Source organism: Murimonas intestini, assembly GCF_024622195.1.
In the GTDB taxonomy this organism is placed as follows: Bacteria; Bacillota; Clostridia; order Lachnospirales; family Lachnospiraceae; genus Murimonas; species Murimonas intestini.
Genome location: NZ_JANKBI010000010.1, coordinates 90066 through 106173 on the forward strand (window position 1 = coordinate 90066; position 16108 = coordinate 106173).

Here is a 16108-nt window from a genome sequence, read left to right on the forward strand (position 1 = left end):
AGTTACAATGGAGGTTACAAATGAACAGCATAGAAAAATGGCATACCTGTTTTGACGGCATTTCCATACAATGCGAAGAAAAATGGGCAAGAATTAAATGTGACAAAGCACTGAAGGACTATCTTATAAAACCCGGCAACGGCTCCAAACAGCTGGCCGGTTACATTTTAAAGTACTATGAAACATCTGAGGGGAAACAGCTGAAGATAGGTCTGCACTCACTGGCCATCGAAATACTGGCCCACACATATACAGATCTGTTCTGTAATGCTATGAAAAGCCTGAAGGCCGTACTTCCCTCCAGCCTCTATAAAGAACTTGACAAAGTTCTGGAAAATCTTCTTACCCATACAGAAATTATCGACTGCGGTGAAAAGGATGTGGATTCCAACCGATTTATCTGGGACGGACTTGAACCTTTTCACCTGCTTATCTATGGGTTTTTAAATAATCTGGCATGAGGTCTTTGCAATCACAAATTTCATATGCAGAGGTTTATTCAAGAATGCCAGTGTCTGGTTTTGCCAAAGATGTTGATGAAGAGGTTCTCGTATTCCGGGAAGACCTGATCCAGCAGGGTGATGACCTTGCGCTTCAAACCCGGAACAGAATCGATCCTATCAGCTCTGACATCTGAATGACAAAGCTATGTTGAGATGGAATGCCAATGCAGACAAAAACTTTCGGAAGGGAGAATGAAAATGAAAGAACTGATTCAAAAATTAAAAGAAACAAACCGCTTGGAGGCCTTAGATTCACTAGAGTCATTGCAGAAGGCAGCAGGCGAGCTTGGATTCACAGAAGAAGATGTTATGAAGTTTATGGAGGATTTCAAGGGATTCCCCCTGGATGATGATGACGTGGAAGAAATTACTGGAGGGATAGGTGCGCCACCTGCTTCGAGAGTGAAAAGAGGCAGTATGCTTTAAAAGAGGACACCACGGCAGTGTCCTCTTTTCGTTTCTCTTTATGTCATTTTTCCAATGGCTCTTCCCTTACATCCACAGGATACTCTGCATAGTCCCATTCCATTTTTCCCGTATCCCTCACTTTAACGCTCATGACTCTTTTGAGCAGTTCAAGTGTCATTTCCTGCTGTACGGCAGAGTACTCTGCCATGCCGTACAGATTATGTATCTCCCCGGGATCCCGGGACAGATCATAGAGTTCACAGCAGTCATCAGCATAGATGGACAGCTTGTAATCTCCCTTTCGGAGCATGGAGCCGCAGCCATATGATGTTGGTGCGAAAGGCGCTTTTAGTTCCAGCCCTTCCACAGGTGTTTTCAATGTAGGAACCGCTATTCCGGCTTCGCACAGTGCCGTTTCCCTTCCTGCATCCCTGCCTGTATGGCCGCATTCTATGCTTTTGGCCCAGGAGATACCAACCATGGTAGGCGGCGCCGCTATTCCCATAAATTCCAGGATCGTAGGCGCTAAGTCTACCTCTTCAGCCAGCCCTTCAAAAGTCATGCCTGCTCCAATACCCTCGGGATGGCGTATGATAACCGGGATTCTGGACAGACATTCATAGAATACAGGGATCTTGTGCGTCATGCTATGGTTTCCCAAAAGCTCTCCGTGATCGGAAAAAAACAGAACTATCGTGTCTTTATCATGTCCTGTTTCCTTCAGAGTCTCCATCAGCCTGCCCACCATGTCATCCACATACCGTATCTGGCCCATATATGCCGCCGCGGCCTTTTTCATATCCTCTTCCGTACACAGATCCATCCTGGAATGTTCACGCCACACCTGGCACCTCACCGGTTCCCTGCTCTTATCGTAGTCATAATAGGATCTGTCAAGAACCACGTCTTCAGGCTTAAACAATGTATCATATGGCTTGGGACAGGCAAATGCCGGGTGAGGATCCTGGTAATTTACCCAGGCGATAAACGGCGATTCCTGCCTGCGTATGAAATCAACTGTCTCATCTGTCAGCCGTCCGGTAATATGATACGGATGGTCTTCCTCCATAGTAAATGAACTGAAGGCGTGTACATATTTCTCATGGTCATCACAGTTCCCCAGGCAGATCTCATCCAGCTCATCCCAAAGCTCCGGCAGGCGCTCATAAGTAAACAGATGATTTTTACCGAACATGCCAGTCCTGTAGCCTTCCCTTTTAAGAGCTGATACCAGGTTTGGCACATCCGGGCTGACTGTTGCTCCATAATTGCGGTGATTGTGCTCACTGAAATAAGTTGACGTGGCAAAGCTGATCCTGCTTGGCCCGCACAGGGGGGCCGCACAGTAACAGCTGTCAAACCTGATTCCCTCTTTTGCCAAAGCATCCAGATGCCTTGTACCGATCGTGGGGTGCCCGTAGCACCCCATATAATCGGCCCGCATCTGGTCAGGCGTGATGATCAGCAGATTGTAACTATTTTGTGCCATAACCGTTTTCCTCTGACCAGTCGTTTTCAATCTTTGCATTCTCACACATACTCTGCCACTCTGTATTCAGCTCGCTTGTATATTCTTCCAGATCCATGTCGTCTGTGAGATATACCTGGCTGCTCAGTACCTGGAAATCTGTGAATTCCTTTGAAGTTGCATAGCCGAAGTAATTGGCATGAAGGAAATCCTCTGTATCTGTAGTGAGCCATCCTGCCAGCTTTTCTGACAGCTCCATGTCTTTTAATGGCGGGATTACAAGAAACTCATCCATGAGGACATTTAATACTTCCGGTGAAAGCAGATACTTCACGAAATCAACTGCCGCTGCCTGTTTAACAGGATCATCTACCTTTGTAACCGCATAGACATCCACAAGACGTCCGCCGTTATTCAGGGATTTGCCTGTCACCTGGGGATAGTCGTCTGTTGTCAGAACCGGCAGCTGCATCAGGCCGTATTCATAGTCAAGGCCTTCCAGCTCGGTCAGCAGGTTTGCCTGGAAACTGCCGACAGTAGTCATAGCCACCTTGCCTGAAAGCCAGAGATCTACTGCTCCTGTCTGATCTGTGCTGTTGAAATCAGAATTCCAGTATGTAGAGAAATCCTTCAGGATCTCAATTCCATCCTTAAACGGAGATTTAGTAAAATCAATAAGTCCCTTGTCCGTAGCTGCCACCAGCTCATTCTTTGCCACAAATCCGTCGCCGTTCATATCCATTTCAGCCCTGAGCTCTGCGTCCATCTGAGACACAAAGTTGTGCAGCCACCAGTTCATATGTGCATCATTAACCTTTGCATTTGCAAATCCAAACGGCACATATCCTTTATCCTGAAGCTTCTTGCAGGCATCAATAAATTCCGTATATGTCTTTGGCAGTTCTGTCACACCTGCATCATTCAGCATTGTCTTATTATAGATGATCTTTACTCCCAGCACTCTGCCAGGGATGCCCGGCATAGTTCCGTTGTCCGGGTTCACAGCCTGCTGGAGCAGAATGTCTGACATTGTATCTTTCAGGACCTTATCCCCATTGTAAGGATTCGTTGTGTCCAGATAATCATTAAAGTCGATCAGATATCCTTTATTATAATCTTCCCATGCCCAGCTGTAATTCAGGTCAAATACTTCGGGGGCATTATTTGCTGCGTGCTGTGTGGTGATCCATGTCCTGAATTCCGCATTTTCGAAATTCTCCATCTCCACCGTGACGCCGCTCTTCTCTTTATATGTCTCCAGTATCTGGTCCCAGACTGCCTGTGTCGCTTCATCCTTAAGTGAACTGGATGCGAAACGGATCGTAGTTCCTGAGATATCAACAGATGAATCCGCCTGCTTTGTAATATCCTTTTCCGTAATTTGCTTTTTGGCTGTGTCACTGCCGCCTGCTGCTGTCGCACTGTTTCCGCAGCCTAATGCACCTCCGGCCAATACTGCCGCCATGCAGATACCTAATGCTCTGTTCATTTTCTTCTGTTTCATTTTTCTTCCTCCGTTCTCTTTTTCATATTAACCTTTTACCGCGCCAGCTGTCAAACCGCTTATAAACTGCTTAGAAGCAAACGCGAATAAAATCAGGATTGGGATGGCGGCTATTACATAAGCCGCAAACAGCGGGCCGTTGCCCTCGCTTATAGACGCAGTCAGCCTTGTAATAGATACGATTACAGGCATGACATCTTTACCGTTTGTGATGATAAGGGGCCACATGTAATTATTCCATAAATTCAGCCCGGTTGTAATGGAAACAGTTGCCATGATCGGTTTGGACAGGGGCATAATGATCCTTGAAAACATCTGCACAGGTCCGCAGCCTTCTACCTGGGCGGACTCGATCACACTGCCCGGTATCGCTTTGAAGAAGGTCGTCATCAGCATGACTCCCATTGCCACATTGTTAGCAGTGGGCGGCAGTATCTGCCCCAGGTAAGTATTGTAAAGATGCATATCCCTGACCACAAGAAACTGCGGTATCAGAATGACAAACCCCGGAACCATCAGCAGGGATATGATGTAAAAATAAAATATCTTTTTCCCCGGCACATCTGAATGGGCTATCGCGTAAGCTGCCAGGGCTGAAAACAGCACTGTGAGTACGATCCCGACTCCAGTCACAACAAAAGAATTGAAGATCGGCCGCATGATCTGTGATGCTGCAACCTCATAATTGTGAAAGTACATTGGCATTGTAAAGAACCACGGGTTGTCTACAAGCTGCATTTTATTCTTTAATGAACCGAACAGGAGCATACAAAACGGATAAAATGTGATGAACAGCAGAACCACCGCAAGCAGTGTTATCAAGGCTCCTGTAATTTTCTTTTTCTTTCTCATTGATAATATCCTCCTGCCTTATCCCATATTGTCGCTTTCTTTCATGATCCTCTGGTTGAAAAGCGTAACTCCCACTACTATTATGAAAAGGATGACCCCGACTGCCGATGAGTAGCCGAACTGGTTGTAATTAAATGCCCTTTGGTAAATATACAGAGCCGGCGTCAGTGTGGATGTACCCGGGCCTCCGCTTGTCAGGACGAACGGCTGGTCAAACATCTGAAATGCCTGGATGAGCATATATGTAATTACCAGCTTTCTCTGACTGGACAGAAGCGGAATGTCTATATAGCGTATCTTCTGCAGAAGTCCTGCGCCTTCCAGGTCTGCAGCCTCGTAGAGGTCTTCCGATATATTCTGCTTTCCTGTAAGGTACAGCAGGAACGGCAGGCCGGCGATCCATGGAAAATTAATTGCTATGATAGACCAGAGGGCTGTCCTTGAGGTTGCCAGCCAGGGTGTTATCAGGTTGTCAAGTCCGACTGCGCCCAACAGCATATTCAGGACTCCGTAATCACCTGCCAGTATCCACTTCCATAGGAGGATGACTACCATGCTCGGCACTACCATGGGAATAATGAATCCCATCTTAAAAAAGTTCTGTTTCCTCTTTCCATTTAAATTTGTCACGATCTCCGCTGCCAGAAATGGAAATATCAGGTTTATTACCACTGTAGCGAGACAGACCTTTACAATATTGTATATGGAACTGTAAAAAGCTTTATCCTGAAAGATGTCAATATAGTTTTTAGCCCCGTTAAAAATATGTACATTGGCGCCATTCCAGTTAAACACGGATTGATATACTGAAGTCAGGAACGGATAGTACTTAAAAATCGTTATGACCAGCACTGCCGGAAGCAGAAACAGGTAAAATATTTTATTTTTCATTATCCTGCTCCCAAGGCTTTTCTTGTTTCCTCCCCCTGCCGCCCCTTTAGGCTGTTTGGCAATCTGTCTTTGCATTTCTCCCACCTCCGTTTTAATAAGTCCGATTATAGCACCGTCTTTTTTCAATTACATGGGAGAGAATTTTGCTGTTTATGGGAATATTTTTGGCTAAACTTTATGTTTATTGACACTAGTAAATAGATATATTACACTGAAATTACTACCTGATAATATGCATACAAATTAGATGGGGGAATAGAAATGCTTAAGATAATGCTTGTAGATGATGAACCCTGGATACGCACCAGCCTCAAAAACAAAATAGACTGGTCGGACAGCCTGCAGCTGTGTGCGGAGGCCTCAGACGGATATGAAGCCCTCCAGCTGGCTTTCAGCCTGCGCCCTGATATTGTCATAACTGATGTCCGAATGCCGGGCATGACAGGGATCGAGATGCTTAAAGAAATGCACCTCTTCCTTCCTGATGTACAGGCCATCTTTATAAGCGGATACAATGAATTTGAATACGTAAAATCTGCAATTGAGCTTAGCGCCTCCGGATATGTATTAAAGCCTATCCGGAAAAACGAGCTGAACGAGACTCTTTCACGCTGTCTTGAAAAAATACGGAAAAACGAGCTGCTCAAACGCAGCACACAGACTCAGACGGACCTGCTGCTGAAGATGCTGGAAGTCCTTTATCACCAGCAGTCTGTGTCACCTGAGCGCCTGAATGAAGTGCTGACAGATCTGGGCTTCCATACCTCATATATGTATATCATGCTTGTCCGCTTCACCGCTCCTGACCAGGATCCGGAAAGCCTGAGCGCCCTGCTCTCCCGGACTGCCGCTTCCATATTTTCTGAAACTACCTGCACTGTTTTTTCTGTCAGCCAGAGTATATATGGGATCTTTCTGACCAGTTCCAAAAAAGCCAAACTGCTGGCTGGGGCGCGCAGCCTGATCAGACAGCTCTCAGACAGATCCGGCCTGGATGCCAGCGTGGCTCTTGGCACTGAAGCCTGTTCCTGCAAGTCTCTGGCAGGTTCCTTTGCCAGCGCCCATGGGGGCCTGAAGCTGATGCACTTATACAGCAGCCATGAGATAATCCTGCCCGGACAGGATAAGGAGGAGGGCAGGACATCACTGCCAAGAGAGATCACCTCCCAGATCCTGGACAGTATCTACTCCCGCAATACCCTGGATCTAAGCCGTGCCCTGGCAAAGCTTAAGGATTTTCTTGCCGGATCACCCTCTGTCACTCTGTCGGATGTCACTCATATCCTCCATCTCCTGCTGGGAAATATTCTCCGGGTACTCTGTGAGCAGGACGAAAATAACCTTCTGGCTGATGAAGGCATCACTCTGATGCAGAATTTATCCGCGGGAAGCCCCCAGCAGGAAATTCTGGAAAGCTTCTGCACTTACTGCCAAAAGGCAGCTCTCGCCCCCGGAAAAGCCACATCGGTGACAGCTACAATTGAAAAAGCCCGCCACTACCTGGATACTCATTATGCTGAGGAGATATCCCTCAGGAAAATGGCTGCGCTCTACTATCTGAATGCATCATATTTCAGTGTTTCATTTAAAAATGTGACGGGAAAGAATTTTAATGAATATCTGACTGAGCTGCGCATAGAAAAAGCAAAAAAACTGTTATCCAATTCTGACAGAAAAGTAAACCAGGTCGCCCACGCCGTAGGCTATGAGGACTGCAGCTATTTCGGCAAGACCTTCCGCAAGCTTACCGGAATGACACCTGCAGAATACCAGAGGCAGGCTTTAGCAGCTCCTGACCTGGCAGATCACAGGAAGGAATCTCTATGAAAAGACAAAAGCTTCCATTTACCAGCATCCGCACTAAACTCCAGGCTTTTTTCCTTATTTCCTGCTTGGTTCCCTTTATTATCCTGGGATTTATCTCCTGGTACAATTACCAGAAAACTATAAATGAAAATGTCCTGTTCTATAAGCAGCAGGTCATGTCTCTGGCAGCCGACAAGCTTGAGAACTTTCTGAGTAATCTGGACCAGTATTTCTATGCTGTCTATTCAAAAAATCTGAATCTGAACCTGGCTAAAATTGAAGAGCGCTCTATAGAGGGTGTCAAGGCCAATCTGGCCCTGGCTGATACCATATCCCAGCTCAGGTCATATTATGGATTGTCACATACGCTCCCCTATATCTCCATCCTGTCATCTGATGGGGATATTGTTTACCAGAATGACCTGGCCCTGACCACGGACTACAGCTTCCGGGATGCAGAATGGTTTACCCGTTTTACAGCCTCAAAAGAACAGCGCTGCCTGTCCATGCCTCAGCTGCTGCCCTACCATGATATGCGCTATACCACCCCGACCACAGCCTACATGGGCTATGCTCACAAAATAACAAGCTATAATACTACAAAACACCAGTATATTTTTTATATGGAATTTGACTCTTCCCAGATCAAGACCCTGCTGTCTCCTCTCATAGGAGGGCAAAACGGAAATCTTTTCCTTTTTTCAGGTAGTTCACAGATCTATACGCTGAACAAGGAGCAGTTCTCAGAAGAAGAGTTAATAAATATCTATCAGTCCTGCGGTCCGGACGCCGCATCCCGGACCATGGATATTGACGGACACCGCTACCTGGTCAATCTCTATCCTCTTGAGGGCTTTGCACTGAGCATCCTCTCCACGAACTCTCTTGAAGAGATCATGGCCGGTGTGCCTGACCTGAAAGAATTTATGCTTCTGCTTATAGGCCTTTCACTGTTTCTGACCATATTGCTGGCCAGGTATTTTTCCAGGAAGCTGGTGAAACCCATCGAAGACCTGAAGGCAGTCACTTATGAAGTGATGAACGGCAGTCTGGAGGTCACAATCCCGCCTCTGCCAAAGGATGAGACAGGGGAGCTGGGCAAATGCATCGACCAGATGCTCCTGCATATACGCCAGCTCATTCAGGAAAAATACCAGTATTCACTCCGTGAAAAAGAAATGCAGATTCACACCCTGCAGTCCCAGATCAATCCTCATTTTCTCTATAATACTCTGGAAACCATCAGCAGCATTGCAGAAAATGAGGGAATTGAACAGGTCAGCGATATTGCCCTTTCCATGGCTGACTTGTACCGTTACAGCATCAGTTCTTCAGACGAGCTTGTGCCCATCTCTGACGAGCTGACACATATCCGCAATTATCTGGATATCATGCAGGTGCGTTATGGAGAGCGGATCTGCCCGCATTTCCACATCGATGAAGAAGCTGCACGCTGCCGGATCATGAAGCTCACACTGCAGCCTTTAGTAGAAAATGCTATTTACCACGGGCTGGAAGCCAAACGCTCCCAGGGCAATCTGGATGTCACTGTCTGTGCAAAGGGTGATTTTGTCCTGGTGACCGTGGAAGATGACGGCACCGGCATGGATACCGGACAGCTTGATGCGCTGCGCGAAAAACTAAGTCCCGGGGATGTGGATTCCTATAAGTCAAATGGGCATATCGGAATCGTAAATGTCTACCAGAGGCTTCGTCTCAGATTCGGTGATGACTGTGCCATGCTTCTGGAAAGCAAAGAAGGCACCGGCACAAAAGTGATTGTGCAGGTGCCCAAGAATATGGAATATTGCTGATACATCATGACATGATTCCTATCAACTGAGCTTTTGGGGGGGCGGGCATATCTTCACGCTCCGCCGCCCTCTCCCCAAAAGCAGTCCGTTTAATATCCTACTCCGGTTTCTTTATAGAATAATAAATACAATGATACAGCTGCTCACGATATTTGATCGTCTCCTCTCTTTCGGTCCGAGTCATTTTACATTTCTCCATAACACGGCAGCTGGCAGTATTATTTTCAAAAGCTCCTGCAATAATTTCACCAAATCCTTTCTGAAACAAGTCCCCGATTGCTGCCGAAAGCGCCTCTGTTGCATATCCTCTGTTCTGAAAATCCGGATGTATCACATAGCCTAATTCTATGGAATTTCCCTCTGTAAACACATCATTTATAAATCCTATCAGCTTCTTATCAAGGTATATTCCTCTTTCATAATGCTGGCCCGAAACTGAAAACTCCAGGCACCTTTTAAATAATGCTATAACATCAGCCCTGCTTTGAAAATCCGGGATCATAAATGTCTTTTTTATCTCGTCATTTGTCAGTAATTCAACCATTGACTCCTGATCTTCCGGCTCATAAGCTTTTAATACTAATCTGCTGGTTTTTATCATACCCTTCCTCCTAATCCTCCATAATCCAGATACCTGCTGATAATAAACATACTCCTCACATGCCTGATTGACAAGTGGTTTTCTGATTATTGTTTACGCCGCGCAGTATACAGAAATGCTTTACTGGCAAAATGAAATTTTATGTGGTATAATCATCAGCAATTCCAATGCCATATGCGTATACTAAAAACGAGTTAAAGGGGAAATAATATGCTGTTAAAAGAAAAAGAAATCATACTTTCTGACGGAAGACACTGTATACTTAGAAGTGCATGTACAGAGGATGCAGAGGACTTGGTTCAATATTTAAAAATAACATCCGCTGAGACGCCGTATCTCATGAGAGAACCGGAAGAAATCACCCTGACTTCAGCCCAGGAGAAGGATTTCCTTCAAACTATGGAAGAAGCCAAAAGAGAACTGCTGCTGATCGCCCGTGTGGACGGAAAACATGCCGGGAACTGTTCACTGTCATCCTGCGGCAGCTATAAACGGTATGCCCACAGATGCAATATCGCCATTGCCCTGTATCAGGAATACTGCGGGATGGGACTGGGAAAAGCTATGCTGAATACAGTTCTTGAGACTGCAGCCGGCTGTGGTTATGAACAGGCGGAATTAGAGGTGGTGACTGCTAATACTGCCGCAGTCCGCCTATACAAAAGCCTTGGTTTTGAAATCTATGGCGAACAGCCTCACAGCATGAAGTATAAGGACGGAAGCTATGCAAATGAGTACTTAATGGTAAAAAATCTCACACCAGTTAAATAATACCTCTTATATGGTCTGCAATGCCAGTACACACAATAATATACACCTCCGTGCATCATTTCCAGAAAACAATAATCAGTGCCGGCATTGCATCCCTCTTCCATTTTTCCCTTCTTCCTGTATATCCTCGGATTCAAAAAAAATTACTTTTTGATGTAACTTTTTCACTGCTGAAACTACTAATAATACAAATCAACAAGAAAGGTGGGATGATGTGGATCCATTCGAAGAACTGTATACTGAATACAGGCAAGACATTTACCGGTTTATATGTAAGCTGACCGATTATGATCTTGATCTCTCCGAAGAACTTTTGTCGGAAACGTTCTATCAGGCCTTTCTGTCTTTTGGCCGTTTCCGGGGAGAATGTGAAATTAAGACATGGCTTTGCCAAATAGCCAAAAATACTTATTCCACCTATATACGCAAGGAGATCAGCAAAGAACATCTCTGCGACAGGCTGCAGAAAATGCAGTACACGGAAGATATATCAAAACATATAGAAAACCGTGAGCTGCTACGCTGCATAGAGAATATTTTAAATGGCTGTGATAAAAAAGCCCGCGATATTGTCCAGTACAGGATGTATGCCGGGCTGAAGTTCAAAGAAATCGCAAAACTAGAGAATATCAAAGAAACAACAGCAAAAGTAATTTTTTACAGAACGAAACTATATATCCAGACTCAGTTAAAGGAGAGGTTTGACTATGAAATATAAATGTGATCTGATACAGGATTTAATGCCGCTCTGCACAGATGATTCCGCATCAGAGGGCAGTAAAAAAGCAGTCTTTGAGCATATGGCTGAATGTAAGACATGCAGCGAATATTATCAGAAACTCATGCAAAACGTTGAAATGGAAACAGATCAGGATGATGTAAAAACTTCAGAATATGCTGCTATCGCCAGGAAAATCAGGCGCAGAAAGCTGAAATACAGGACGCTCCTGGCCGTACTCACATGTTCTGCTTTCCTTTTGCTTGGAAACTATGCCATGGGTTATCATTTTACCGCCGGTGCAGCTGCCCGGAATTCGGGAAAGCTCAACCCGTCTTCAAAAGTACTGGGTACACTGGACTGGGGTAATATTAAATTTTTCTTCTATGAGGGAGATTGTAATTACGATACAATCGCAGCAGACAGGCACTGGAACGGATGGCGCTCCGATGATAATTATTTTGCCTGGCCCAAATATCCCGCTGACAAGGGCAAGCTGACCGTGACCAGCCCACTCTACTTCTGGGATTATGACAGGGGTATCCTCCTCTTCCCGCTCCTTTCAGAGGATCCTGATATCACAAGAGTGACCATTACCGCCTTTGGACTCTCAAAATCAACCGATATCGACACAGGAGAACTGGCAGTCCTGGCTTTTGAAAATGGAGATGCCTCTCTCAGCCAGGATGCCGTGGGCTATGCCTATGACCAATACGGGGCCATAAAGTATGAACTGTCTTATGACAAAAGTATGGGGCGCTGGGTTTGGGAGTAGCTGAATGTTAAATTGACAGTCTCACCTTTCCATGAATCTGCAGGTCAAGCCTGACACATCCTTTTATCTGAACGTGTTCCCTTCGCCCGTCGTCATAGTGGACTTCCGCCTCCTCCATGCCGGTCTCAACAATGCATGCCTCACCTGCCAGGCTCTCTATCTCTATCCAGACGGTCCGGTGATCCTCATACCGGGCCGAGACCCGGAATCCGCCCTGTGCGGCAAAACCTGAAAATGATGCGCTCTCCCATTCATCCGGTACGGCCGGAAATACTCTGATCTTTCCTCCCCAGCTTTGCAGCAGAAGCTGCTGGATGCATTCTGCTGCGGCAAGCGGGGTTTCCATTACAGGGCCTGCCTCCTGGTACATAGTATTAAAGGTTACATGCTCTTTTAAAAGCCAGCGGATCTGCTCCGCTGCTTTATTTCCCTTCTGGTAAGCGCTGTATAGAAGTGATGCACCAACATGGGAGAATCCCAGGATATCCCCCCTGTAGCTGAACCAGTGGTTAATGGAGCGCTCCACCAGGCTCCATGTATCACTGTTGTCACAGTTCACCAGATAGAGCGGCATATGCATCATCAGGTGTGAAAAATGTCTGTGTGTCCTGGCATACGGCAGGTCCTTTCCTATCATATATCCGGTCTCATTTCTGGGATAATCAGTCAGATTCTCACAGACATTCATCCATTCCCTTTTCTTCTCATCATCAATTCCAAGTGTCTCTGTAATATCCAGCAGGGCCATACAGCCCCAGCGCAGGAGGCTCAGGTCATAATTACAGTCCTCACAGAGTTCCCCGTATTCCGGTGAAGAGGTGGGCGGCAGATGAAGCCTTCCATCTTCACCCTTCCTCAAAAAGTGCAGATAGTAATTGATGCTTCTTTTCAGAAGAGGATAAAGCATAGTGCGAAGCATTTCCTTATCCATGGTCATGCGGTAATACAGCCAGCAGTCATGCAGCGCCCATGTCAGGTTTCCCAGCTCCACAAACTGCTGCCCATTATCTGTTTCCGGGTCTGCGATCCCGGACTTTAAGTTCCATGTAGTATTAGTGCCGATGCCACTGGAATCATACCTGTACCTTTCAGGGACATTCTCAGTCAGGTCATCTTTGTACCTCATCAGGAAATGATTGAGGGATGCGGCCTGGCTCAATCTGCCCGCTGTGTACAGAGGCCAGTAGCACAGCTGTACGTTCAGGTTCCACCATGTCCCGGGCCAGGGTGTCTCAAAAAGCCAGGGCCCCTGGTTGTCCATCACCCGGCTGTCCTCTCTTACAGCACAGCCCAGCTTATAGATCTGCCTCCAGTAAAAAGCTTCCAGACTGGTATCCGGGATACTAATTCCACTGACAGGATAGTACTCGTGCCACCACTGCAGATGGAGCCTCCTGTAATCCCGGCTCTTTTCTCTCTCCAGGCTCTTTTTCACTTTATCCGTCTCTATCCCCTGCCCCTGGCAGATCTCGGCAAACAGACAGCCTCTGTTTACGTCTCTCTGGATAACCGTTATCGTCCTCCAATCCCCGTCCAGTTCCTGGACACATGCAGTTTCCTGCATTGTCTCTTCCCTTGCCTCTTCCAGCCTGGGTTCAGGATGATACTTGTATTCCCTGTCAATCCTGCTATCCTCTCCCATCCTCAGCCCAAAAGATTGTCTGGGGCTGACGGCTTTTCCAGGTATGAATTTCCACGCAGACAGCGCACCTCTTCTCTGCTCTGCCACAATCATCTGATTTGACGCGCACACATAAAACATGCATTCCAGTTCCATGCTCTCTGTCCTGATATACAGATCAGCAGATGCGTCATAAAGACTTAAATGCATGGTAAAGTCCAGGATTTTGCCAGGGCAGGGGTATTCCAGGCTTCCTACAGGAAGGCGGGGGCTGTCAAACTGCTTAGCCATCCAGAAATCCCTGGAGCTTCTCCTGTCATAGACATCATGGCTGCCCAGCTCAGCATGCAGCTTTCTCTCCTCCCCCTCCCCTGTAAAATAAAGCATAACGCCCTGGACACCATTTCCAAGAAATGCGCCTTTTGTCCAGCCGTCCGGCAGCCTTTCCTTATCTGTCCACCAGAAATCATAAGCAGAAAGCCTGTTTCTCCAATCTTCCATCTTTTTTTACCTCATCCTTTGACAGAACCTGACGTGATTCCTTCTATGAAGAACCTGTTCATGAACAAGTATACAATTACCATGGGGAAGACTGCCAGTACACTGCCTGCGATCATAATATTCCATGCTGAGATTCCCTCCCCCATATCCTTCAGGGCAATGACCCCCACTGTAAGAGGCCTGATCTCCGGTTTGGACAGGGACAGTGCCAGCGGCAGCAGATAGCTGTTCCACGCATTTTTAAACGCAAACAGGGCTACTGTGGCCAGTATCGGCTTGCTCAGCGGCAGCATTATATTATAAAACAGTCTGAAAAAGCTGCAGCCGTCCATCTCCGCCGCCTCATCGATCTCCCTGCTGATACTTACCATATAAGACTGCATCAGGATGACAAGAAACGGAAGACCTGAGGCTGTCTGGGTGATAATGATGCTCCAGATATTTCCCATCAGATTTAAACTCTGGCACATCTTAAAAATCGGGAAAATCAGGACCACATTCGGAATAAACATGACCAGACCCAAAAGGCCAATGATGGCCGGCTTTGCCCTGAAGCTGGTCCTTGCCAGCACATAGCTGGCCATGGAGCCTACTATAAGTGTCAATACTACTGTCATACCGGAAATAAACAGGCTGTTCAATGTATACCTGGCGAAATTTGCCTCCTTCCAGGCTTTCGCATAGCTGGAAAAATCCCATTGGGCCGGAAGTATGTTTGCACCGCCGTTCAAAAATTCCACGCTGCTTTTAAAAGATCCAAAAAAAGCATAGATGAGCGGAAAGGCGGAAAATATAGTCATTGCTGTCAAGAATGCATAACAGAGCACTCTTCCCGGTTTTATTCTTTTTTTCTTCATTTCGATTCTCCTCGTCTCTTCTGCTTTGCTACAGGCTTCCTATAACGGGCCTGCGGCAAGGCGGTACCGCCGCCTCTAATTTTCTTTGAACTTTTTACTTGTGACCAGGAAATACAAGGCTCCTACAGCTGCAGTGATAAAGGTAGCGCATACACTGACTGCTGAGGCATATCCCTGCTGCGCCCCCGTGCTGTTAAAGAAGTAATTGTATATGTACAGAGCCATGACTGAAGTCTGGTTGCCGGGTCCGCCCCCTGTAAGTACCTTCACAGAGTCAAACAGCTGGAATCCGTTCAGAATGCACATCATGGAGATCACCTGGAACATCTGCCCAAGCATAGGAAGAGTCACACATTTAAACTGCTGCCATTTTGACGCTCCGTCCAGTGTGGCGCTCTCATACAGCTCTGTGGGGATCTTCTGGATGGCGGCCAGAAAAAGGATCATCAGATATCCTACCTGGCTCCAGGTATTCAGCAGAATGATGATCAGCTTGGCGCTTGTTACATTTCCAAGCCACTCGACCGGCCTGTTTATCAGTCCTGCCCCCTGAAGCATACCGTTCACGATTCCATTATAAGAAGAAAACATAAAGAAAAAGATGATGCCGATAATGGCCGTACTTGTCACATTCGGCAGAAAGATTATTGTCCTGAAAAAATTCTGTCCTTTTATCTTGCTATTTACCAAGATAGCTAACAGAAGTGACAGCGGTATCTGGATCACATAAGCCATCACAGTCAGCTCAAAGGTATTCAGGACCGCTCTCCACCAGCTGCTGTCTGAAAACAGCCTTTTATAATTTGCCAGTCCGTTGAATACAGGTTCAGTGAAGCCATTGTATTTCGTAAAGCTTAAGTAGATCGAATCAAACAGGGGATATGCGCAGAACAAAAAAAACAGAACCAGCATAGGCAGCAGCATCAGAAACATCTGTATTCCTTTAATGCGGCTGTTCTTCCTGCTTTTTACAGCTTTATTCATAAAGTAGTCGCTCCTTTTTTTAATTTGACCCTCG

The 16108-nt window shown here is 46.3% G+C and carries 16 protein-coding genes; 8 read left to right on the forward strand and 8 right to left on the reverse strand.

The annotated features are described in order from the left end of the window. The first annotated feature begins 20 nt into the window (after positions 1-20). From NSB28_RS14745 to NSB28_RS14755, 3 genes are all read left to right on the forward strand, one after another. Entirely contained in the window at positions 21-461 is a 441-nt protein-coding gene (locus tag NSB28_RS14745) for a hypothetical protein (RefSeq protein WP_109747232.1), read from the forward strand. A 44-nt stretch (positions 462-505) separates the two neighbouring features. Continuing rightward, entirely contained in the window at positions 506-637 is a 132-nt protein-coding gene (locus NSB28_RS14750; RefSeq protein WP_257497847.1) for a hypothetical protein, read from the forward strand. A 64-nt stretch (positions 638-701) separates the two neighbouring features. Further along, positions 702-929 (forward strand): hypothetical protein, encoded by a 228-nt coding sequence (locus tag NSB28_RS14755; RefSeq protein WP_109747231.1) that lies wholly within the window; start codon positions 702-704, stop codon positions 927-929. 43 nt (positions 930-972) lie between these two features. Here the strand turns inward: NSB28_RS14755 and NSB28_RS14760 are convergent, their stop codons facing one another. Genes NSB28_RS14760 through NSB28_RS14775 form a run of 4 tightly spaced genes read right to left on the reverse strand, consistent with a single transcriptional unit; the run spans position 973 to position 5701 of the window. Then, entirely contained in the window at positions 973-2400 is a 1428-nt protein-coding gene (locus NSB28_RS14760) for a sulfatase family protein (RefSeq protein WP_257497846.1), read from the reverse strand. After that, a complete protein-coding gene (locus NSB28_RS14765; protein ID WP_109747229.1) occupies positions 2387-3883 on the reverse strand; it encodes an ABC transporter substrate-binding protein in 1497 nt (498 codons plus the stop codon). Before NSB28_RS14765 ends, NSB28_RS14760 begins: the two co-directional genes overlap by 14 nt. 27 nt (positions 3884-3910) lie before the next feature. Continuing rightward, positions 3911-4735 carry a carbohydrate ABC transporter permease gene (locus NSB28_RS14770; RefSeq protein WP_109747228.1) on the reverse strand — a complete coding sequence of 275 codons (825 nt, stop codon included), beginning with the start codon at positions 4733-4735 and terminating at the stop codon, positions 3911-3913. Between the two features lie 18 nt (positions 4736-4753). Continuing rightward, positions 4754-5701, reverse strand: a complete 948-nt coding sequence (locus NSB28_RS14775; protein ID WP_109747227.1) for a carbohydrate ABC transporter permease — start codon at positions 5699-5701, stop codon at positions 4754-4756. Between the two features lie 186 nt (positions 5702-5887). Here NSB28_RS14775 and NSB28_RS14780 point away from each other — a divergent pair, with 186 nt between their 5' ends. Both NSB28_RS14780 and NSB28_RS14785 read left to right on the forward strand, forming a co-directional pair. Next, positions 5888-7453, forward strand: coding sequence for a response regulator transcription factor (locus NSB28_RS14780; RefSeq protein WP_109747226.1), 1566 nt, complete (start codon positions 5888-5890; stop codon positions 7451-7453). Beyond that, positions 7450-9246 carry a sensor histidine kinase gene (locus NSB28_RS14785; protein WP_109747225.1) on the forward strand — a complete coding sequence of 599 codons (1797 nt, stop codon included), beginning with the start codon at positions 7450-7452 and terminating at the stop codon, positions 9244-9246. The genes NSB28_RS14780 and NSB28_RS14785 overlap by 4 nt, the downstream gene beginning before the upstream one ends. A gap of 97 nt (positions 9247-9343) precedes the next feature. Here the strand turns inward: NSB28_RS14785 and NSB28_RS14790 are convergent, their stop codons facing one another. Then, positions 9344-9847 carry a GNAT family N-acetyltransferase gene (locus tag NSB28_RS14790; protein ID WP_109747224.1) on the reverse strand — a complete coding sequence of 168 codons (504 nt, stop codon included), beginning with the start codon at positions 9845-9847 and terminating at the stop codon, positions 9344-9346. Between the two features lie 210 nt (positions 9848-10057). Here NSB28_RS14790 and NSB28_RS14795 point away from each other — a divergent pair, with 210 nt between their 5' ends. The 3 genes from NSB28_RS14795 to NSB28_RS14805 all read left to right on the forward strand — a co-directional run bounded on the left by NSB28_RS14795 (position 10058) and on the right by NSB28_RS14805 (position 12111). After that, complete coding sequence (locus tag NSB28_RS14795) at positions 10058-10618, forward strand: GNAT family N-acetyltransferase (RefSeq protein WP_109747223.1); 561 nt, start codon at positions 10058-10060, stop codon at positions 10616-10618. A gap of 214 nt (positions 10619-10832) precedes the next feature. Then, positions 10833-11336 (forward strand): RNA polymerase sigma factor, encoded by a 504-nt coding sequence (locus NSB28_RS14800; RefSeq protein ID WP_109747222.1) that lies wholly within the window; start codon positions 10833-10835, stop codon positions 11334-11336. After that, on the forward strand, positions 11326-12111 hold the full coding sequence (locus NSB28_RS14805) for a zf-HC2 domain-containing protein (protein ID WP_109747221.1): 786 nt from the start codon (positions 11326-11328) through the stop codon (positions 12109-12111). Before NSB28_RS14800 ends, NSB28_RS14805 begins: the two co-directional genes overlap by 11 nt. A 7-nt stretch (positions 12112-12118) precedes the next feature. On the opposite strand, the gene NSB28_RS14810 is transcribed toward NSB28_RS14805, so the two are convergent. The 3 genes from NSB28_RS14810 to NSB28_RS14820 all read right to left on the reverse strand — a co-directional run bounded on the left by NSB28_RS14810 (position 12119) and on the right by NSB28_RS14820 (position 16074). Next, a complete protein-coding gene (locus NSB28_RS14810) occupies positions 12119-14233 on the reverse strand; it encodes a glycosyl hydrolase family 95 catalytic domain-containing protein (RefSeq protein ID WP_109747220.1) in 2115 nt (704 codons plus the stop codon). An 11-nt stretch (positions 14234-14244) separates the two neighbouring features. Next, positions 14245-15090: a carbohydrate ABC transporter permease gene (locus NSB28_RS14815; RefSeq protein WP_109747219.1), complete on the reverse strand. Its 846-nt coding sequence runs from the start codon at positions 15088-15090 to the stop codon at positions 14245-14247. A 75-nt stretch (positions 15091-15165) separates the two neighbouring features. Further along, positions 15166-16074 carry a carbohydrate ABC transporter permease gene (locus NSB28_RS14820; protein WP_109747218.1) on the reverse strand — a complete coding sequence of 303 codons (909 nt, stop codon included), beginning with the start codon at positions 16072-16074 and terminating at the stop codon, positions 15166-15168. Positions 16075-16108: the final 34 nt, after the last annotated feature.